The 21,187-nt window shown below is 62.0% G+C and carries 15 protein-coding genes; 2 read left to right on the forward strand and 13 right to left on the reverse strand.

Annotated elements, in window-relative coordinates; all coding sequences use genetic code 11:
- Window positions 1-3: 3 nt before the first annotated feature.
- The 4 genes from GTP46_RS22085 to ndk all read right to left on the reverse strand — a co-directional run bounded on the left by GTP46_RS22085 (window position 4) and on the right by ndk (window position 3,504).
- Window positions 4-1,023 carry a RodZ domain-containing protein gene (locus tag GTP46_RS22085; protein ID WP_161008779.1) on the reverse strand — a complete coding sequence of 340 codons (1,020 nt, stop codon included), beginning with the start codon at window positions 1,021-1,023 and terminating at the stop codon, window positions 4-6.
- A gap of 13 nt (window positions 1,024-1,036) precedes the next feature.
- A complete protein-coding gene (pilW, locus tag GTP46_RS22090; protein ID WP_161008780.1) occupies window positions 1,037-1,852 on the reverse strand; it encodes a type IV pilus biogenesis/stability protein PilW in 816 nt (271 codons plus the stop codon).
- Window positions 1,852-3,024, reverse strand: a complete 1,173-nt coding sequence (gene rlmN, locus GTP46_RS22095) for a dual-specificity RNA methyltransferase RlmN (protein WP_161008781.1) — start codon at window positions 3,022-3,024, stop codon at window positions 1,852-1,854. The genes pilW and rlmN overlap by 1 nt, the downstream gene beginning before the upstream one ends.
- Window positions 3,025-3,096: 72 nt before the next feature.
- Window positions 3,097-3,504: a nucleoside-diphosphate kinase gene (ndk, locus tag GTP46_RS22100; protein WP_161008782.1), complete on the reverse strand. Its 408-nt coding sequence runs from the start codon at window positions 3,502-3,504 to the stop codon at window positions 3,097-3,099.
- A 221-nt stretch (window positions 3,505-3,725) separates the two neighbouring features.
- Between ndk and GTP46_RS22105 the strand changes: the two genes are divergently transcribed.
- The gene (locus GTP46_RS22105; RefSeq protein ID WP_161008783.1) at window positions 3,726-4,406 is read left to right on the forward strand and encodes a Bax inhibitor-1/YccA family protein; all 681 of its coding nucleotides are present in this window, start codon (window positions 3,726-3,728) and stop codon (window positions 4,404-4,406) included.
- A 44-nt stretch (window positions 4,407-4,450) separates the two neighbouring features.
- Here GTP46_RS22105 and pbpC read toward each other — a convergent pair whose 3' ends face one another.
- The 9 genes from pbpC to GTP46_RS22150 all read right to left on the reverse strand — a co-directional run bounded on the left by pbpC (window position 4,451) and on the right by GTP46_RS22150 (window position 20,006).
- Complete coding sequence (gene pbpC / locus GTP46_RS22110; RefSeq protein WP_161008784.1) at window positions 4,451-6,565, reverse strand: penicillin-binding protein 1C; 2,115 nt, start codon at window positions 6,563-6,565, stop codon at window positions 4,451-4,453.
- Window positions 6,562-12,261 (reverse strand): alpha-2-macroglobulin family protein, encoded by a 5,700-nt coding sequence (locus tag GTP46_RS22115; protein ID WP_161008785.1) that lies wholly within the window; start codon window positions 12,259-12,261, stop codon window positions 6,562-6,564. The genes pbpC and GTP46_RS22115 overlap by 4 nt, the downstream gene beginning before the upstream one ends.
- A gap of 79 nt (window positions 12,262-12,340) precedes the next feature.
- Window positions 12,341-13,684, reverse strand: coding sequence for a 23S rRNA (uracil(1939)-C(5))-methyltransferase RlmD (gene rlmD / locus GTP46_RS22120; RefSeq protein ID WP_161008786.1), 1,344 nt, complete (start codon window positions 13,682-13,684; stop codon window positions 12,341-12,343).
- A 77-nt stretch (window positions 13,685-13,761) separates the two neighbouring features.
- Entirely contained in the window at window positions 13,762-14,766 is a 1,005-nt protein-coding gene (gene rpoS / locus GTP46_RS22125) for an RNA polymerase sigma factor RpoS (RefSeq protein WP_161008787.1), read from the reverse strand.
- Between the two features lie 14 nt (window positions 14,767-14,780).
- Window positions 14,781-15,722 carry a peptidoglycan DD-metalloendopeptidase family protein gene (locus tag GTP46_RS22130; protein ID WP_161008788.1) on the reverse strand — a complete coding sequence of 314 codons (942 nt, stop codon included), beginning with the start codon at window positions 15,720-15,722 and terminating at the stop codon, window positions 14,781-14,783.
- Window positions 15,723-15,752: 30 nt separating this feature from the next.
- Window positions 15,753-16,622: a protein-L-isoaspartate(D-aspartate) O-methyltransferase gene (locus tag GTP46_RS22135; RefSeq protein ID WP_161008789.1), complete on the reverse strand. Its 870-nt coding sequence runs from the start codon at window positions 16,620-16,622 to the stop codon at window positions 15,753-15,755.
- Window positions 16,619-17,356 carry a 5'/3'-nucleotidase SurE gene (gene surE, locus GTP46_RS22140; RefSeq protein ID WP_161008790.1) on the reverse strand — a complete coding sequence of 246 codons (738 nt, stop codon included), beginning with the start codon at window positions 17,354-17,356 and terminating at the stop codon, window positions 16,619-16,621. Before surE ends, GTP46_RS22135 begins: the two co-directional genes overlap by 4 nt.
- Before the next feature lie 70 nt (window positions 17,357-17,426).
- Window positions 17,427-19,391, reverse strand: a complete 1,965-nt coding sequence (locus tag GTP46_RS22145) for a KGGVGR-motif variant AAA ATPase (RefSeq protein WP_161008791.1) — start codon at window positions 19,389-19,391, stop codon at window positions 17,427-17,429.
- 9 nt (window positions 19,392-19,400) lie between these two features.
- On the reverse strand, window positions 19,401-20,006 hold the full coding sequence (locus tag GTP46_RS22150) for a toll/interleukin-1 receptor domain-containing protein (protein WP_161008792.1): 606 nt from the start codon (window positions 20,004-20,006) through the stop codon (window positions 19,401-19,403).
- Between the two features lie 158 nt (window positions 20,007-20,164).
- Between GTP46_RS22150 and GTP46_RS22155 the strand changes: the two genes are divergently transcribed.
- Window positions 20,165-21,142 (forward strand): NADPH:quinone oxidoreductase family protein, encoded by a 978-nt coding sequence (locus GTP46_RS22155; RefSeq protein WP_161008793.1) that lies wholly within the window; start codon window positions 20,165-20,167, stop codon window positions 21,140-21,142.
- Window positions 21,143-21,187: the final 45 nt, after the last annotated feature.

Here is a 21,187-nt window from a genome sequence, read left to right on the forward strand (position 1 = left end):
ACTTTACTTGATATTTACGCGCGAAATGGTACCACCCGGGATGGTCGGCAACGCCAGCGGCGCGCCGCCCAGCGAGGCTTCCACACCACCTGGCTTACCAACGATCAGCAGCGCTGGATCCTTGATATCGAAGGTCTCGGTACTGCCGGCTTTCACCACGCGCGAAATCAGCGCGGTGGTGCCAGGGCGGCGAATCTCGACCCACGAATCTTCCGTTACTTTCAACACCAGCTGGTGACCGGCGCTGCTCGCTGTAATCGGCGCAGGCGTCGGCGCTGGCGCTGGCGCTGCGGCCACTGGGGCTGGCGCAGGAGCCGGTACCGGAGCAGGCGCCACCGGGGCCGGCGTCGGCGCAGGCACTGCTGCTGCCGGCGCCACTGCGGCGATTGCCGGTGCTGCTGGCACGGTCGCCGCACCTGCTGCTTGCTCACCTTGCGGCGGCACCGAAATCAGCGGCACACTGGTCGACTGCACCGGCGCAGTTTCCTGCTCCGGCTTGACCAACGTGGTTTCAATCGCCGGCGTTTCGACCGGCTTCACTTCTTCTTTGCGCTCAAACAGCGAGGCCGGAATCAGGCCGCTCTGGTAGGCGTAGGCGCCTGCTGCGCCAACTACCACCACCACCGCCACGCCAATCAGCCAACCGGCTGGCGCCGACGAACGGCCCGTCATCGACGGGAAGCGCGACTCGGAGAACGACGCCGCCAAATCCTTGCGCGGCGCAACCACGACCTCGGGGCTGGTCGGCTGCGCTGCTTCAATCATGGCGACCAACGGGGCCGCATCCATCTTCAATACCTTGGCGTAGGCACGCACGAAGCCGCGCGTGACCGCCATATTCGGCAGCGCGGCGTAATCGCCGGCTTCCAATGCCTTCACCTGGCGCACCGCCAGTTTCAGTTGGTCTGCAATCTGTTCCACCGTCCAACCCATCGCTTCGCGCTGGGCGCCCAGCAATGCGCCGGGCGTAGCCTTGCCAGTGTTGCCCTGCTCCTGCGGCGGTTCTGCCCACTCAGAATTCATTGGTACCCCTGTTTCACTCATCAAACGCCCCACGTTGATAAGCAGCATATTCGGCCGAACCGGCGTGGTGGCGACGCAATTGCGTCGCCCAACCAGATTCCGCGTCCTTATCGCCCAGCTTATGCTGCACCTTAATCGCGAGCCACAGCACATCGGCCGTCAGGCTCTCCATCTTTGCCACCTTGTTCAAACGGGTGATGAAGAAATTGGCGCGCACATAATCGCCTTTTTCAACATACACCCGCGCCAGATTGGCGTTAGTGGCCGGCAGGTCGGGGGTCATCTGCAAGGCTTGCAGCAGATAACGCTCCGCGCTGGCGTAATCCTTGATCTTCAATGCGCACGAACCGGCATTGTTCGCGGCGCTGCCTGGCGAACGATATGCGCGGTTGTTCAGGGCCGCATCAAACAGCGGCAACGATTCCTTCACACGGCCAAGCTGGCACAGGAAAGAACCGTAGTTGTTGGCCAGGTCTGGACTGGCCGGAGCCAGCTTGCGGGCGCGGACGAAGTTATCTTCGGCCAGTGCGGTCTCGCCCATCTGCTGGTAAATCAGGCCACGCATGCCGTAGCCGTCGGCGTAATTCGGGTCGGCGGCCAGCGCCAGCTTGACTTCATCCAGCGCCACCGGGTACTGGCCTTGCTCGAAGTAGCCAATCGCCAGCTGCATGCGAATGTCCACCTTGCGCTGCACGGCAGTAGCGTCCGAGGTGGTAGTCAGCTCGGCCTTGCCGCTCTTGCCCGGCCCCGACGAGGCGCAGCCAGCCAGCGCCCCAGCCACGCAAAGCGCGACGAGAGTGAGCCGGCTACGCTGCGCCAGGAAGGTCATCAGGAACGGATCTCCACGATCTTGCCGAAGTTGGCGCCGAATTTAGTCTGGTACTCGGCCATTTTTTCCATGCGCTGCTGGACCTTGGTACGGTCCTGCACTTCGCCGGCCAGCTGGCCGCAGGCGGCGTCGATATCGTCACCGCGGGTTTTGCGGATGGTAGTGACGATGCCGGCATCCAGCAAGACTTGCGCGAAGGCCGTGATGCGTGGATTCTTCGAGCGCAGCAGACCCGATTCCGGGAAGGGGTTGAACGGAATCAGGTTGAATTTGCAGTTCACGCCGAATTCTGGGTGCTGTACCAGCGCCACCAGTTCGCGCGCGTGTTGGTCGGTGTCGTTGACACCGTCAAGCATGCAGTACTCGAAGGTGATGAAGTCGCGCGGCGCAAACTCGATGTAGCGTTTGCAGGCGGCCATCAGCTCCTTGAGCGGGTATTTTTTGTTCAGCGGGATCAGGCCATTACGCAGCTCGTCGTTGGAGGCGTGCAGCGATACCGCCAGTGCCACCGGCACTTCTTGCGACAGCTTGTCGATCATCGGCACCACGCCCGAGGTGGACAGGGTGACGCGGCGGCGCGACAGGCCATAGGCGTTATCATCCAGCATCAGCTTCAGCGCAGTGGCGGTCGGCTCGTAGTTGAGCAGCGGCTCGCCCATGCCCATCATCACCACGTTGGTGATCTGGCGCTCGCCTTTCGGTCCTGGTTCGATGCCCTTGGTGCGGCGCAGTTCAAATTCGGCCATCCACAGCTGGCCGATGATTTCGCCCACGCTCAGGTTGCGGCTGAAGCCCTGTTTGCCCGTCGAGCAGAAGCGGCAATTGACGGCACAACCAGCCTGGGTCGAGATGCACAGCGTGCCACGGTTCTCTTCCGGGATGTACACGGTTTCCACGGCATTGCCGTTGCCGACGTCGACCAGCCATTTGCGGGTGCCGTCGGTGGAGGTGTGGTCGCTGATGATCTGCGGCGCCACGATCTGGGCGCGGGTCTTCAGCTTATCGCGCAGCGACTTGGCCAGATCCGTCATGCTGTCGAAGTCCGACGCACCGAATTGGTGGATCCAGCGTTGCAGTTGCTTGGCGCGGAACGGCTTCTCTCCCAACTCGGCGCAATAAGCGGTGAGCTGCGCGGGATCGAAATCCAGCAAGTTGGTCAGAGGTGCGTTCATATTTTGGCTCAAAACAGTACTAATCATTTATCCCGTTTCCGCACCGCGGTGCGGAAACGGAATCCCTACAAATTACTTACCGAAGAAGTAAGCGATTTCAACAGCAGCGGCTTCAACAGCGTCCGAGCCGTGAACTGCGTTAGCGTCGATCGAGTCAGCGAAATCGGCGCGAATGGTGCCTGCGTCTGCTTTCTTAGGATCGGTAGCGCCCATCAGTTCGCGGTTTTTCAGAACGGCGTTTTCGCCTTCCAGGGCTTGGATCATGACTGGACCCGAAACCATGAAGTCCACCAGATCTTTGAAGAAGCCGCGCTCTTTGTGAGCAGCGTAGAAGCCTTCAGCTTCTTCGCGCGACAGTTGCTTCATTTGAGCGGCAACGATCTTCAGGCCAGCTTCTTCGAAGCGGGTGTAGATTTTGCCGATCACGTTTTTTGCAACTGCGTCTGGTTTGATGATCGACAGGGTGCGTTCGATTGCCATTTGAAAAACTCCAATAAAAAGAAAGGTTTAAAACAATAATTGATAATCCAATCAACCTTTGATTTTACCATAGAACACTCTATATTCCGAAAAGCCGGAGCCATGAAGGCAGTTTAAGTCCGGATTAAGTGCCTTTTTGGCATGTTTTTGCGTATTCTTGACCCGCCATGCTATGCTTTTAGCAAGCGGTAACCTTTTACCCCGCATTTGGAGGTATCACGATGATTAACATGCAAAAAACTTACGATCTGACGGAAAACCGTCGATTTGTCCAGCACAACGTGCTGCGTAATACTTATTGGCTGCTGGCCCTGTCGATGGTGCCAACCGTATTTGGCGCGGCGCTGGGCGTGGCCCTGCACCTGCCGCTGGGCGGCGGCCTGATGGCGCTGCTGTTCCTGGCGGTGGCCTTCGGCTTCATCTGGGGCATTGAAAAGAACAAGGATTCCGGCGTGGGCGTGGCCTTGCTGCTGGGCTTCACCTTCTTCATGGGCCTGATGCTGACGCCACTGCTGTCGCGCATCCTCGGTTTCTCGAACGGTGGCTTCCTGATCATGACCGCGTTCGGCGGTACGGCGGCCGTGTTTGCGGTGCTGGCGTCGGTGGCAACCGTGTCCAAGCGCGATTTCTCGGGCCTGGGTACCTGGCTGTTCGCGGGCGTAGTGATCCTGATGCTGGCGTCGATCGCCAACATCTTCCTGCAGATCCCGGCGCTGGCGATCGTGATGTCGGTGGTGGCAATTGCCATCTTCTCGGCGTACATCCTGTATGACGTGCAGCAGATCATCAACGGCGGCGAGACCAACTACATCACCGCCACCCTGGCGCTGTACCTGGACGTGTACAACATCTTCACCAACCTGCTGCGCCTGTTGGGCATCTTCGGCGGCGACCGCGATTAAGCGTCCCCTGCCCCACTAAAAAGCCGGCCTTCGCGCCGGCTTTTTTATTGCGCGCTCGCGCCGCGGACCTGGAAGTGAGTGGTGGTGATGGGATTGGCGTTGGCGTCGATCAGGGTCAGCTGGTGCTGGCCGGGGGTGGGACGCCAGGCGTAATCGGTGCCAGCCTGGGTTAGCGGTTCACCGTCCAATTGCCAGCGCAAGCCTTGGGCGCCTTGGGCCAGGAAGAACACGCGCTGGGTGGCGTCGGGAATGTCAGGATCGAGGGCGAGAATGCTGGCGTCGCCGGGGTAGAGGATTTTTGGCGTGCGGTGTTCGTCGCGTACCAATGCGATCACCGGGCTCTCGGTGCCAGCGATGAACCATTCGCTGCGCGCGGATTCCAATTCGGGCTGGTAGGCGATCTGCTGGCGCACCACGCCGGCCGGCGGCTTGGGTGGGCGGCTGGCTTGGTTGCGGTGCAGGTAATCCATCACGTCGCGCCACACCGGTGCTGCACCGCTGACACCAGAGACGTCCCACATCGACTGTCCGTCAAAATTTCCCACCCAGACGCCGACGGTGTAGCGGTCCGAGTAGCCCACGCACCAGTTATCGCGCATGTCCTTGCTGGTGCCGGTTTTGACGGCGGCCCAGAAGGTGGTCGCCAACTCGTTTTTCAAACCAAAGGTGATGCTGCGCGCCGCACGGTCGGCAAGGATGTCGCTGACGATGAAGCTGGCCCGCGCATCCAGCACGCGGCGCGGCACGAAGGCCGGCGAGCGCGCGCTGCCGCCGCTTGGCGCGAGCGTGGATGCGCTGTACATGCCGCCATTTGCCAGCACACGATACGCATTGGCCAGCTCCATTAGCGACACTTCGGCCGAGCCGAGTGCCAGCGCATAGCCGTAATATTCAGCCGGCTGCGTCAAACTGCTCAGCCCCACATTGCGCAGACGCTCGTGAAAACGCTCCATCCCCGTCATCATCAGCGTGCGCACCGCCGGCACGTTGAGCGAACTGGCAAGGCTGGTGCGCGCACTGACGTAGCCTTTGTAGCCCTTGTCGTAATTCTGCGGCGCGTACATGCCGGAGCCGGTGGAGATATCGATCGCCGAGTCGTCCATCAGCGAGGCGGCGGTGATCTGCTTGCGCTCCAGCGCCAGCTCGTACAAAAACGGCTTGAGCGTCGATCCGGCCTGGCGCAGCGCCGCCACGCCATCCACCTCGCCACCGCCGGCATTGCCGACGTAGGCGAGAATCTCGCCGCTGGCGTTATCCAGCACGATCACCGCGCCGTCATTCACATTGCGCCCGTTCAGCGCTGCCAGCTGCTGGCGCAGCACATTCTGTGCGTAGCGCTGCAAGCCAGCATCCAGCGTGCTGCGCACCGCCTGCCCGCTACGCGTGAGCAGCTGCTGCGCCACCTGCGGCGCAGGCGCGAGCGAGCCCGCCAACTGGGGACGGCTCCACGCCACGATGATGCGCAACTGGATTTCACTACACGTCGACGGCAAACGCAATTCATGCGCCAGCGAACAGGCACGCTGCGCGACGATCTTCTGTCCCGCCGCCGGCCCGCGCAGCAGACTAGCGAGAATCACAGATTCACTTAAATCCAATCCCGACGGCGCTTTGCCGAACATGCTGCGCGCCGCCGCGCCCACGCCTTGCAGTTCGCCGCGATACGACACCATATTCAGGTACGCCTCGATAATCTGCGGCTTGCTCCACTGCGCATCCAGCTCGCGCGCGGCTTTCACCTGATCCCATTTCTGCGACCAGCTCCGCCCTTTAGCAGCGGACTGCAAGGCCGGATCGAGCAAGGCCGCCAGCTGCATGGTGATGGTCGAGGCGCCGCGCGGACGCGTGCGAAACAAGTTGTCCCACGCCGCCTTGGCCGCAGCGCTCCAATCCACGCCATCATGTTCGTAAAAACGCTGATCCTCAGCTTGCAGCACCGCCGCCGGTAACGCAGGCGAAATATCACCCAGCGCGACCCACGGCAAGCGCCGCACCGCCATGTCGATACGCAGCGACTGAATCGGTTCGCCATGCCGGTCCAGCAGCTCCGCATCCGACGATCGGTACGCAGCGCGCACCTCGTCGTACGTCGGCACGGCGTGGGCTTGCGTTGTAACGCTGGCCAGCGCCAGCACGATGGCGGAAGCGCTCAGCCTCATTTCACGGTCATCACTGCGTTAGGAGCTGCGCCGAACATCTCAGGACTGTACATCGCCTCCACCCGCGTCGGCGGCAAGTTGAACTGGCCGGGGTTATTCAAGCGCACCGTGTACTCCACGCTCCATTTACCTTTCGGGACGAAACTGTAGAACGCGCGGTAGCCTTCAAAGGTCCGCTCCTGGAAAGCCGGGTCGACCCAGCCGGTGCCGCGCTCACCGCCAGTGGCAAGCTTGGAATCACCGCCAAGCCCAGAGCCCAGCACCGTGGCGCTAGCCGGAATCGGATCGTCCACCACCACCCACGTCATGTCCGACTGCGCTTCCAGATCGAGATGCACGCGGTAGGTATCGCCACGCGACCATGCGCCCTTCACCTTCTGCTCCAGCGGCGTGATGGTCTTGGCGATTTTGTAGCCGCTCGACAGCGGTGTCTTGAGCGGCACGGCGGATAAAGTCTGCAACGTGGCCCATGGTTTGCCGGCGCCAGTGTGCTCCAGCTCCAGCGAACCGCCGCCGCTACGCGGCCAAGGCAGCATGACAGTGCCGCCGGCAGGATCGCCACCGAAGGCGATGCTCTTGCTGGCATTAGCCAGCGTAGCGCCAGCGGTACCGGCCACCTTCTCGCTTTCAAACAGCTGCGAGAACTTATCAATCGCCAGCACGCCCCACGCATTAGCGACGGTCGTGCCCCAGCGGCCCTTCTTCTGCCGCCCCAGCGCACCGCGCGCAAGACGGCCGATGTCGTCCTTCCACGCCGGGTTGTTCGCCATCACCAGCAGCAGGCGATTGGCGTTGCTGTCCGCAGAGGACATCAACCACCACCAGTCGTCGGTGCGTTCGGTCGAGAAGGTCATGGGGGTGCCTTGCAGGTTGAGGCGCGAGCGCAGGATCTGGTCCGCTTCCTTCAAACGCTGGGCGTGCTGCGGCAACTTGGGCGAGCGTTGCAGGATCTGGTACCAGTCGATGACGGCGGATGTCGGCCACAGATTCGGCTGTACCGAGAACGACTCCAGCTCACTGGTGCTGACAGCGCGCGATCGCGACAAGGCTTCCAGCGCAGCGATCTTGCGCACGGCCAGATCAGCCGTTGGCAGCGACGAGTAGCGCACCACTTTGCCCTGCACGAACGCCAGCAACGCCGATTCCATGCGGCCTTTCAGCGCATCGGGAATCGCGTAGCCCGCCTCGCTGGCAGCCGACAGCACGTAAGCCGTCAGCGTATCGCTACCCTTGTCCATCAAGGAGAAATATTTGACCAGGCCATCAGCATCCAGATAGCCGGGCAGCTTTTCTACCGCTGCATTCCACATCGCTTCATCATGCAATGCGATCGAGCGCGAAGTCACCTGCTCGAAGCAGCGATACGGATATTGCAGCATGTAGTCGCGCACGCCCGGCAGCTCGCCACCCAGCTTGGGGCTGAACTGCACTTGCACGCCGCCGCGCCCCGGCACCGCGTCGTCCGGAATGTTGACGGCCATGCTTTGCTTGCGATCCAGCTGTAGCAAGGTCGCCTGCATCACCGTCACCGGCACCGCTGGCACCACCTGCTGCTTGATCTTGATGCGGTCCGTCGATGCTGGTCCGCCGCCCTCCACTGCCGCGCTGACGTCCCACGCCAACGTGGACGCCGACAGCGGAACCTGCACCTCCCAACTCACCTCGCGCGCCTGCCCCGGCTCCAGTGCGACAGTTTGCGGCGCCAATGGCTTGCCGCCGACACCCGCCGCTGCTGCACTGGCGCTACCGCTGCCGCTCGGGCTGACGCTCAGCGTGGCCTTGACCGCAGCCTCGGTCGTGTTCCGCAGCGTGAAAGTAGCGCGGAAACGGTCCCCCTCGCGCACCAGCGATGGCAAGCCGGAAAGCAGGATCAAGTCCTGCGAGCTGCGCACCTCGGTGCGGCCGGTGCCGAACAAATCCGCCTCCGCGCTGGCCACTGCGACGATACGGAACGCGGTCAGCGAATCGTTGATCGGTACCTGCACCGTGGCCTCGCCGTTGGCGTCCAGCGTGACGCGCGCTTTCCAGAACAGCAGCGTATCGAACAGCTCCCGTCCTCCGCCCTTACCGCCGCCACCGCCGGCCGGTACTGCCTTGCGCCCGAAGTGGCGCTTGCCAACTACCTGCATCTGCGCGGTGGAAGTGGTGACCTGCAGGTTACGCTGCTCCATCATGGCTTCCAGCAGATCCCAGCTGGTATTGGGCATTAACTCCAGCAGGCCGACATCAACAGCGGCCAGCGCCACCTCGGCACCAGCCGGTGGCGCAGAACCGTCCGGACGCGCGACCTTGAGTTTGACCGTGGCCTTGTCGCGCACCTTGTAGACTTCCTTGTCCGCCTTGACCTGCACCTTCAATTCATTGGCCGACCAGCCCACACGCAGCGGCGCGATGCCCAGTTTGTAGGCCGGCTTGCCCAGGTCGACCAGCGCGGTCGGCTGCACACCGTTCACGCGGCCGCGCACGACGAGCACCGATACATACACATTCGGCGCGTACTGCTTCTTCACCGGAATCGAGAACACCGGCTCGCTGCCACTCAGCGGACGCACGTAGGTATCGATCACGCCTTCGCGTTCCGCCGTAATCAGCGCGGTCGCCTCGCGGAACGGCATGCGCACCTGGAAGCTGGCGGTATCGCCAGGTTCGTAGCGCTTCTTCTCCGGCAGCAGGTCGATGCGGTCGTTGTCGGTGGCGGCGAACCACCAGTCCGCACCGTCGGCCACCCAGGTCTCGCGATTGGCGACGGCCACGCGCTGCTGTCCGTCTTGCGTTTTCGCGCGCAGAATCAAGTTGCCCGATGCGGGCGCCTTGGTCTGGCAGATCAGCAGGCCTTTGCTATCGGTCTTGCCCTCGCAGGCTGCGCCCAGTGCCTTCACTTCGCTGCTGTTTTCGTAGGCGTAGAAGCCGCCGATCAAACGGCGCCGGTGCGAGTACGATAGCCGCTGGAAGAAATCCACCGCCACCGGCGCATCGGCCACCGGCTTGCCTTGCAGGTCCAGCACCGCCACCGTGAACTTGAGCGAGTCCTTGCTGGCTACCCAGCCATCCGGCTGGATACCGATCACATAGCTCGATGGCCACAGCGGAATGCGCGTGGCGGCGGACAGCGTTTCGCCGTTGGCATCCTGCCACGTCATTTCGGCCATCACCTCGCGCGGCGTTTGCACTTGCGGCAGCTGGTCCAACGCGATGCGCGCGCCGCCGGCTTTGTCCAGCGTCAGGCTACGCGTGCGGACCGCACCCGGACTGACGGTGTCTTCGCCTTCTTCGAACATACCCTCGTCGTCATCGAAGCTGGCACCGCGCCGTTCAACGCCGGTCTTGACGTCGCCGTTACTGAAACTGAAGTCCGCGTAATCCTCAAAGCTCACGCTCTTGTCCTGCACCACGGTGCGCAGCTGCACCGGCGCGTCGCCCGCACCGCCGCCGGACAAGTAGCTGAGCTGCACATCCAGATCCACCGACGATGCCTGCACCGCCGGCGCCTTCGGCCCTTGCAGCAGCGCCCTCATGGTCGGCACGCGGAACTGCTCGACGCGGAACCGGCCCGACCCGCGACCGCCGATCATCAACTGATACCAACCTTGTTTTGCATCGGCCGGAATAGTCCACGTATTTTCGGAGGAACCATTGGCACTCCATTTCAGCGGTAGCTCGTACTGCTGGCCGCTGCCTTCGTGGATGATGAACATGCTGCTGGCCTGCTCTTTCGCAACGCGCACCAGCCCTTGCTCCACATGGCGGCGCAGGAAGTGCTTCATGTGCACCGTCTCGCCGGCGCGCAGCAGCGTGCGGTCAAATACCGTAGAGGCGATCAGGTTGTCGGCGCCGTAGTAGCCGGTCGACAGATTGAAGCGCCACGTCTCGATGCCACGATCCCAGTCCGACAAGGTGAAAGTCATGTCGCCGCCAAGGCGCGCGCTGACGAAGTAGCGCTGGTTATCCTTCTGGGTCAGGTCCTGGCGGATGTGCGCCAGGCCGCCGCTATCGGTCATGCCTTGCCACAGCAGCTTGCCCTTGAAGTCGCGCACCGCGACCTGCGCCTGCGCCACCGGCTTGCCCTTGTCGAGCGACGTCACCCACACCAGCGACGATTCCGCGCCGTGCTTGAAGTGCGCCACCATATTCGTCACCAACGCCGCGCTGCTGAAGTAGGCCGGACCACGTCCCAGCGCCAGCCCTGCGCCCAGCTTGGGACTCGCCAGCTCCACCACATAGAAACCCGGTTTGCGCAGCGGGATGCCGACTACTTCGAACGCCTTGCCGCCGCCCGGCTTAGGCATGGTGAAGCGTTCGACCTTGCCGGCGCTGGCGTCCAGCAGCGGCTTGGTCATCTTGTCCGCGTACAGTTCTTGCGGCTCCCAGCTATAGCGGCTGCCCATGCGCTTGAGCCAAGCGATGACTTGCTGGTCCTGCTGATCCGGCGATGCCGCGCCGTCATTGACGCGCAAGGCTGCGCCATCAACCTTGGCGCCAGCCACCTGCGCTTCCACGTTGCGCACGGTGACCGGCAGCAGCTTGTCGCCCTTGGCCTCGATGATGCCGAAGCGCACCGGGAACTTGACCAGCGGCGGCTGCGCGTCGGTGCGTATCACCATCGGGAAGCGCGACTGATTGACCAGCGCGCGGCCGGCATCGTCCTTCAAATTGGCCGGCACTAACACGGACAGCTTGGCGCTTTCCGGGAACGGTCCTTTAATGGTCAGCCATTCGAGGTACTCGCTTTTTTCCTCTTCCTTGTCGAGCACCGGCTTGAAGACTCTGCCGCCCGACCCAGTGATCTTGACGGCCAATGCGTCGGCGCGTTTGACTGGTGCGGAGAACTGCACGCGCATCGGCAGGAACGGCACGCAGCCTGCATCGGCGGACAGCCTGTCGCAGCTGAAGCGCGCCGTAAAATCGGGCCGCGTTTTGAACGACAGCGCTTGATCCTGCGTGGTGGCGATACCACTATCGGCCTTGATGCCCGCGCCCCACACCAGCGACACTTCCGTTTCCGCCGGCAGGTTGCGTTTGCACTGCAGGACCGCGAGCGGCAAGCGCTCCAGCTTCTTGTTGTTGACGGCGGCGGTGGCGCGCCACAACACGCCGCGCGCTTTGAAGTACAACGACAGATAACGCTCGGTGAAGGCTTTGCGCTGATCCAGCACTTGCTGGCGTTCCGCACCTTGCAGCACGCGCACGCCGATTTTTTCGTTGATGCCGTCGGCGCGGCACCATGCATGTGCGGCCACCGTTTCGTCGCTGGCCGGTGCGTCTAGGCCCAGCACGAAAATCTGCTGCTCATCGATATAGCTGGCGCCTTCGCGCGGCGCGACTTCCACCACGGCCGGGCCGCCGGTATTAAAGGTGTAGCGATGCTCGCCGGCTAGCGGCTTGCCGCTCAAATCCTTGATATCGTCCTTGAGCGTGAAGCGGCAGCTCACGCCGGCTGGCAGGTCGCGCGCAAAATCGTAACTCCAGTTCTGACCATCGATCCAGCGGCCCTTGCCCTCCTCCGGACAATCGATGGTGAAGGGATCGCCCAGCCGCATATCGCCCAGCGGGACCATTTGCCCGCTGAAGCGCGCAGCCACCTGCCGCACACCTTTAACGGTGCCGGATGGCGAAAACGACGTGACAGAAGTATCGGCCAGAACGGCCAGCGGGCTGCAGAACGCAGCCAGCGCGATAAGACGGGACAGGAGGCGCATGCCAACTCCGGGCGCTGATAAGGATCAGTCCAGTGTTGCGCACGCCTCCTGCAAAGTCAATAACATTAGAAGAAAAACATTAAATCAAGTCGAAGACAGCCATCGATTCAACGTGCGAGGTGTGTGGGAACATGTTGACCACACCGGCTTTATCAAGCTTGTAGCCGGCCAGGTTGACCAGCAGGTTGGCGTCGCGCGCCAAGGTCGATGGGCTGCACGAGACGTAGACGATACGCTTCGGCAGGAATTCGGGATTGGTCTTGCGCAGTTCGCCAAGCGCTTCGCACAGGGTCATCGCGCCGTCGCGTGGCGGGTCGATCAGCATGCGGTCGAACTTACCGAGTTCGAGCAGGTCATGCGGCGTGACTTCGAACAGGTTGCGGTTGTAGAAGGTGGTCTTGTTATCCAGGCCGTTGGCCTTGGCGTTGCTTAGCGAACGATCGGTCAGCGCCTGGCTGCCTTCGATGCCTACCACTTCGCGCGCCAGCGTCGCCAGCGGCAGGGTGAAGTTGCCGAGGCCGCAGAACAAGTCGGCCACGCGGTCTTCCGGCTGCACGTCCAGCAGGCGCAAGGCCTTGTGTACCAGCGCGCGGTTGATGTGGTGGTTCACCTGCGTGAAATCGACCGGCTTGAATGGCATACGCACGCCGTATTCTGGCAGCAGGTAGTGCAGCTCCGGTTCCAGCGGATAGAACGGTGCGGCGGTTTCCGGGCCCTTGGTCTGCAGCCAGAACTGCACGCCGTATTGGTCGGCGAAGGCTTTGACCTTGGTTTCGTCATCGGCCGTCATCGGCGCCATGATGCGCAGGACCATGGCGGTGACGTCTTCACCAATCGCCAGTTCGATCTGCGGAATTTCTTTGTACAGCGTCAGCGAGCCAATCAAAGCGCGCAACGGCAGCAGCATGTCCGACACGTGCTGCGGCAGGATCTCGCAGCTTTTAATATCGGCCACGAAGACCGAGCGCTTTTCCTTGAAGCCGACCAGCACCGTGCCCTTTTTTTCGACCCAGCGCACCGACAGGCGCGCGCGATAGCGGTAGCCCCAGGTTGGACCGTACATCGGGCGCATGATGTTGTCGGCGTGGACTTTGCCGATGTGCCACAGGTTATCTTCCAGCACGCGCTGCTTGATCGCTACCTGCGCGGTCGGCTCCAGGTGCTGCATGGAGCAGCCGCCGCAGTAGTCGAAGTGCTCGCACTTCGGCTTCACGCGCATCGACGATTCGCGGTGCAGCGCGGTCATGCGCGCCGCTTCCCAGTTCTTTTTCTTCTTGAAGGTTTCGAAGCTGACGCGCTCGCCCGGCAAGGCGCCTTCCACGAACACCACTTTACCCGGCGTGCCGTCTTCATTGTCCTGCAGGTGGCCGACGCCACGGGCGTCCATGTCGAGCGATTTGATGTCGATGGTATTTTCTTGCATAGCGTTCAATATTGAATGACAAAAGGAAGGCGCCGGCACCTATGCCGGGGCCGATATGATAGCAGAATGGGAAGGAACTACAGCAGGGAATCGCGGACCACGCCGCGCGCGGCCATCGCCCGCTTGAGCTTGACCAGTGCTTCCTGCTGGATCTGGCGCACCCGCTCGCGGGTCACGCCCATTTCCTCGGCCAGCGTTTCCAGGGTGGCCGGATCGTCGTTGTCGAGACCGAAACGGCGCATGATGACGATGCGCTGCTTGTCCGGCAGCTTGGTCAGCCAGTCGCGTACCAGCACCGTCATTTCGTGGTGTTCGGCGCGGGCGTCAGGGCTGTCGTCGGCGTCGCCGGGCAGCATGTCCATCAGCGACGATTGTGGATCGTTGTCCAGCGGCGCATCGAGCGAGGTGGCGTGCTCGGACAAGGCGAGAATGTCCTGCACCTCTTCCACCGGGCGGCCGACCAGCTCGGCGATGTCCTCGGCAGTGGCGTCCTTGCCGTTGTGGTGCTGGGCTTCGAGATGGTATTTGCCGCGCAGGATCTGGTTCAGCTCGCGCACCATATGCACCGGCAGGCGCACCGTGCGGGCCTGGTTCATGATGGCGCGCTCGATGCTCTGGCGTATCCACCAGGTGGCGTAGGTTGAAAAGCGGAAGCCGCGCTCAGGCTCGAACTTGTCGATGGCGCGCATCAGGCCGATATTGCCCTCTTCGATCATGTCGAGCAGCACCACGCCGCGGTTGATGTAGTGCTTGGCGATCGATACCACCAGCCGCAGGTTGTGCTCGATCATGGTCTGGCGGGCGCTGAAATCGCCGGCCTTGGCCAGGGTGGCGTAGTGGACTTCCTGCGGCGCCGTCAGCAGCGGGCGGGTGCCGATCTGGTTCAGGTAGTGCTGGGTGGTGTCGGTGGACAGCTCAGCGGCCAGCACTTTTTTCAGCTCGTCAACGCTCTCAAGGGCCGCGCCGGATTCTGGCTGCTCCGCCTCGTCCGCACCATCGATGGCGACATCGTCGTTCGACTCGTCCTGGAAGTCATCCGGGAGCGCATCGTCGTCCATCTGATCGTGCGGCGTAGAGGTCATCTCACATGGCTCGATTAGCGGTTAGGCAGGAATCTGGAGGGGTCCACCGGTTTGCCTTGCTGCCGGATTTCAAAGTGCAGCTTGACGGAGTCGGTATCGGAGTCACCCATTTCCGCGATCATTTGTCCTTTGGTCACGCTCTGCCCTTCCTTCACCAGGATGGCCCGGTTATGCGCGTAGGCCGACAACAAATTATTACTGTGCTTCACAATAACGAGATTACCATATCCGCGGATGCCGCTACCGGCATACATCACTTTTCCTGCGCCGGCGGCCACGACTTGCTGGCCGGCCTTGCCGGAGATATCCACGCCCTTGTTCTTGCCTTCGTCGAAGGTAGCGACCACCTTGCCATCGGCTGGCCAGACCCAGCTCAGGTTGGCTTCGTCGGCGGCCAGCGCTGGCGCGGCCGGAACTGCAGGCGCCGGGACGGTTGCGCGCGGCACGGCTGGAGCGGTTGCCGCCGGGGCCGGCGTTGGCGCAGCGGCCGTTTCCTTGCCAGTGTCGGCGCGCTGCATTTCAGCCAGGTTGGCTTCGGTGTACGGCTTCTTCTCGCCTTTCGGACCGGTTTTCTTGACCACCGGGGCCGGCGGCGGGGTCTTGTCGGACGGCGGCATCACGATGGCGGCAGTTTCCACGCCGTTGCTTTCCGGCGGCAGCACCCGCAGCACCTGGTCGACCTTGATGTCGTTCGGATTGGCCAGGTTGTTCCAGGCCACCAGGTCGCGGTAATTCTGGCCAAATTCCAGCGCGATACGGATCAGGGTATCGCCTTTTTTCACGGTGTACAGGCCGCGCTCGTCGCGAGCGACTTGCGCCGTTTCGCTAGGCGTGGACGATTTGACGGCCGGTGGGACGGTACGGTCTACGACCGGCGCCTGGTTGGGAGTGGTGGTACAGGCGCTCAATAAAGCCAGCGCAAAGCTCATGGCGAGCAGATTACTTTTCTTCGTCATTCTCATCTTAATGTCTGTGTGGTTCGGGCGTTACACCACGCCCGGACGCAGCGGCACGAAATGGCAATCTTCCAGCGTATGGCTGGCCCATTCCGTCTTGCCGATGCGCGTGATCAGTTCCAAATGCTGCGTGCGCTCCCCCACTGGCGCAACCAGGCGGCCGCCGATGGCCAGCTGTTCCAGCAGGGCTTGCGGTACTTCCAGCCCCGCAGCGGCCAGAATGATACCGTCAAACGGCGCCGCTTGCGGCAGGCCAAGCATACCATCTCCGTAATGCAAGCGCAGGTTCGCTACCCGCAGCGGTCGCAGATTGGCCTTGGCCAGCTCGTGCAGCGGCTTGATGCGCTCGATCGAATACACCTCTTGCGCCACGCAGGACAGCACCGCCGCCTGGTAGCCGCAGCCGGTGCCGATCTCCAGCACGCGCCTGAGCTGGCCGCCGTTGCGCATCACTTCGATCATGCGCGCCACGATGTAGGGCTGGGAAATAGTCTGGTGGTGGCCGATCGGCAGCGAGGCGTCGACATAGGCTTGCGGCGCCAAGCCTTCGTCCATGAACATATGGCGCGGCACCGTGTCCATCGCGCCCAGCACCACTTGGTCCTTGACGCCCTGCTTGGCAATCCGTTGCACCATGGCGCGGCGCACGGCGTCCGACACCAGCGGATTGGAGCGCGGCGCGGCTGCTGGCGCCGGCTGGGCGCGCTCCATCGCGTAACTGTGCGACTTGGACGGTGCGGCGACCGCACGGGGTGCTGGATATTGGGGCGGCGCATGGCGCGCGGCGTTTTGGGTGGCGGTTTGCGGTGTTGCCACCGGCGCGAATACCGTTGCCTTTTTGGCCCCCTTGTCTACTACCGAGGACAGCGGCAAAGGAAAGGTACGGTTTTTTTCGGTCATGCCAAGGCCTTTGCCAATGCACTGAGTTGGGAAGTGTGGGTCAGATCGATTTGCAGCGGGGTGATCGAGGTCTTACCAGCGGCCAGGGCATGGAAATCCGTGCCCTCACCCGCCTCCTTGCACGCGCCCGGCGGGCCGATCCAGTAAATATCCTTGCCGCGCGGGTCCTTGGCCTTGATCACCGGCTCGGACTGGTGACGCCGGCCCAGCCGAGTCGCCACCACGGCGTTAAGTTGCTCATAAGGACGATTCGGTATATTCACGTTCCACAGGCAGGGACGCGGCAGCGTGTCGTAGTAACGCTGGATCAGGTCGCGCGCATGGCGGGCGGCGTCATCGATATGCTCCCAGCCGTAGGTACCCTGTGAAAAGGCGATGGCGGGAATGCCGAACAGGAATCCCTCGGTCGCTGCCGCCACGGTGCCTGAGTACAACGTGTCGTCGCCCATATTCGGGCCGTTGTTGATGCCAGACACCACCAGATCTGGCTTGTAGTCCAGGATGGCCGTCAGCGCCACGTGCACGCAGTCGCTGGGCGTGCCGTTGACAAAGTAAAAGCCATTGGCGGCGCGCTGCACCGACAGCGGCCGGTCCAGCGACAGGGAGTTCGATGCGCCCGAGCGGTTGCTATCCGGCGCCACCACCACGATCTCCGCGATGGGTGCGAGCGCCTCAGCCAACGCATTGATACCAGGCGCCAGGTAGCCGTCATCATTGCTTATCAGGATTCTCATACAATAGATTTTACCTGAAGCAACGGCCGGACTGCGCATGCCGACGGCTCGGAAAACATATAAATTTCTGTCAACGCGACGGCGGCCGCGGCGAGGACAGATAACCATCCAGCGCCATCAGCTCATCGGTGCTGCGCGCCCACAGGCCGTTGGCCGGATGCTGGCCCCGGCTGCGGCCGGACAGCGCCAACGCATCGCCGTAATCGTCCATCGCCGCGTTCTGGTGCAGCTCGTGCACCAGCGGCAGCTCTCCGGGCGGGATGCCCAACTGAAGATGGATATCCGTCAGCTGCTCGCGCGCCGTGGCGGATTCCGGATGCTCAGGACCCAGCCGGCGCAAATGGGCGTGCAACACGGCTTCCAGCAGACTGCGCGCCGCGTCCAGTTCCTGCATCCGCAGCAAGGTGTGGGCCAGCGCGGTCTTGCTGCGCAGGGTGTCAGCATGTTCGGCGCCCAGCAAGCGCTTGCGCGCCGCCAGCACTTGCTCCTGCAGATTACGGGCATGTTCCAGGTCGCCGCGCAGCAGCAGCAAATCGGCGCGCGCCGCCTTGGCGGACAGGGTCAGCAGGTGCTCCGGGCCCAGCAGGCGCACATAAGCATCGATGATCGCATCCTGTATCGCCAGCGCTTCGGCCACCCGGCCTTGCTGGCCCAGCGTGATGGCCTGATTGCTGCGCGCCGCCAGCGTATCGACATGCTCGGCGCCCAGCAGCCGTTCGCGCGCCTCTACCACGCACTCGTCGAGAAATAGCGCTTCTTCCAGCTTGCCCTGCTGGCGCAGCGCGGCGGCGAGCCTGGTTTTGCTGGACAGCGTGTCCGGATGGTCTTCGCCAAGGCCGCGCTGGCGCAGCACCAGCCCCTCCTCCAGCAACGCCAGGGCAGGCCGCAGCTTGCCTTCACGCCGGTACAAATCCCCCAGCAGGCTGAGGTCGTGCGCCAGCAGCTGCGACACTGCCCGCGCGGCACCGCCGCCCGCCTCCAGCGTCCGGCGCGCCTCATCGATCGAGGCCAGCAGCTTGATTTCGCGGTGCGACTGCCACGGGAAATAGCCGGGCGCCAGCCACTCGAGGAAAGCCTCGAAAGTGCGCGTCAGCGAAAAACGGTCGCCGCCCTGATCCAGCCGCACCGCCACCTGCTCGCCGTAGGCAAAAATGCGGGTCTGCTGCAGCTGCACCTCATCGAAATAGCTTTCCAGCGAGACTTGCTGCATGCCGTAGCAATCACGTATCAGCGCCTCAAAGCTGGGCTGGTAGCCGAGAATGCGCTGGCGCTCATCCCCGCGCCGCCACTGCGAGCGCTGGGCGCTGTCCCCCATTTCTATGCGCGACGGCAAGGGATAGACTAGCAAGGGCCGCTGCTCGTCCTCGTGGCTGCGGCGATACACGGTGGCGCGCGTGACCAGCGCCTGCACGCCTTCCAGGCTTTGCCGGTTGGGCGTGAACACCACCACCAGCTTGCGCGGCAGCAAGGTCGTGCAAATACCGGCGCTATCGGTGCGGCCGGTACGCGAATCGACCAACACGTGGCGGAAGTGACGCGAGAGGCGCTCGCCAAAGCAGCGGAACAAGGCCGGGCAGCTATTAAATAGTTCCTCCCAGTGCATGGCGGCTAGCCGTTCGCCATAGCTGTCGTCGAAACGGCCGGCGCGCATCAGGTAAAGCTGGCTGCCCTGGTCGACCCGGCTTACATATTGTTCCCAGCCAACCGCCGCCAGCACCTCGTGGGCCAGCGCTTCGTCATCTTGCGCGGCGAGGCCGTTGCGGCGGCGCTGGAGCTGTTCGCGGCACGCCTCGAATAATTCCAGCACCCCGGGCCGGTCATCCTGGTGTGGATCGGGAAAATAATGGTGCAAACCCGGCGCTTCCAGATCCCAGTCGATCATCAGCACCGGCGTGGTGGCATTCTGCTGGCGCGCTAGCAGAACGCCTATATTAGAGAGCGCCATGGTGCGCCCCGTGCCTCCTTTGTAAGAGTAGAAAGTAATGACTTCACCGCTGGTGCTGAGCGGCGGCAGGATCAATGGATTCGGTTCCATAGCAAACCTTTAGCGTGGGAAATGTGGAGGAGGAATGACGCGCCATTCCGGTGGGATTTCCGGCAAGACAAAACGACCACAGTCGTGCTCCGGCGGCGTGCTTCGTTTTAGGCAGTGGTAATGCTCGGCAATGCGATGGACGATTTTTTCTATGTCCGGAAGAAAATCGGGATTGGTCTTCAAATCGCCGCTGGCCAGGGTGTAGCGGGAAAAATCCACGTACATGCCCGGCCCGGCAATTTGCGGCGGCAGGCCGCTGGGATGGCGGGTCATGATGACGGGGATAATCAAATGGCTGGGCAGCGTGTACCACTGTTTGCGCTCGCGTTCGAGAAGTTGCATGGCTGCAAACTCTCGGCGGGTGTAGCCGTGGGCTTCGTACTTCGGTGTATAAATAGCAACCATGCAAGCGCTTTCGCATAAAGCGCGGGCGATCTTCTCGTCGAGGTCATCTCCGCCGCCGAGTTGCTCACTATCAACGAACAGCTCTTCTTCATTGTCGAAGTGTGGTTCGAGATAGCACTTCAAGGCATCGACCAGGTCGTCCTTGAACTTGCTCATATAAGCATGCTGGCCATGTGCATAACTGAAAAAACAGCCGTGCCGGATAGTCATGACATCCTCCCTGCGTTTAACCAACTCTAACAAGCCTTTTTGCAGAGACTTTGAGGCAGCACAAAGGTGCGCCAGACCGAACGTTGCGCAAACGGCTGGCAAATTCAGGTAAGATAAAAATATAACGACCGTTCTTTTTTATAATCAAGGAGACCAGAATGAAAGCTGTCGTATGTGAAGCCTGGGGCGCACCAGATACGTTGAAAGTAAAAGAATTGCAAGACCTGCAGCCGGGACCAGGACAGGTAGTCATCGATGTTCAAGCGGCCGGTGTGAATTTTCCGGACGTCTTAATCGTGCAAGGAAAGTATCAATTCAAGCCGGAATTGCCGTTCGTGCCGGGCAGCGAAGTGGCGGGCATCATCCGCTCAGTTGCTAATGATGTGACAACATTCAAGGCCGGCGACAAGGTCATCGCCTTCACTCCGACGGGTGGTTTTGGGCAGCAATTATTAGCTCCCGCACAAGCCCTGATCCCGATGCCGCAGGGCATGGATTTCGAAACAGCGGCAGCCATCACCCTCACCTACGGCACCTCGTATCACGCGATTGTGGACCGGGCCAAGCTAGAAAATGGTGAGAACATGCTAATTCTTGGCGCAGCCGGAGGGGTAGGACTGGCGGCAATCGAGATAGGGAAAGCCCTGGGAGCCCGCATTATTGCTTGCGCCTCGAGTGATGAGAAGCTGGAAGTATGCCGCCAACACGGCGCCGACGTCCTGATCAATTACAGCAAGGAAGATTTGCGCGAGGCAGTGAAGGCGGCGACCGGCGGCAAGGGGCCGGACGTGATTTACGACCCGGTCGGCGGCGAATATACGGAGCCTGCGTTCCGTTCGATAGCCTGGGGTGGACGCCACTTGGTGGTTGGCTTCGCCAACGGCGAAATCCCCAAATTGCCACTCAATTTGACCCTGCTCAAAGGTGCGTCATTAATGGGCGTGTTTTGGGGCGAATTCACCAAGCGTAACCCAAAAGGCAATCTTGCCAACATGCGCCAACTGCTGCAGTGGTTGCACGAAGGCAAGATCAAACCAAGGATTTCGGGACGCTACAAACTGGAAGAAGCGGCGCAAGCGCTGAACGATATGGCCGCCCGCAAGGTGACTGGCAAAGTGGTAGTGTTGCCTCAGTAACAATTTGGGGTCAGCTCTGTCATTTGGACATTACGGAACTAATTC

The sequence above is a fragment of the Duganella flavida genome, from assembly GCF_009857445.1.
Taxonomy (GTDB): domain Bacteria; phylum Pseudomonadota; class Gammaproteobacteria; order Burkholderiales; family Burkholderiaceae_D; genus Rugamonas; species Rugamonas flavida.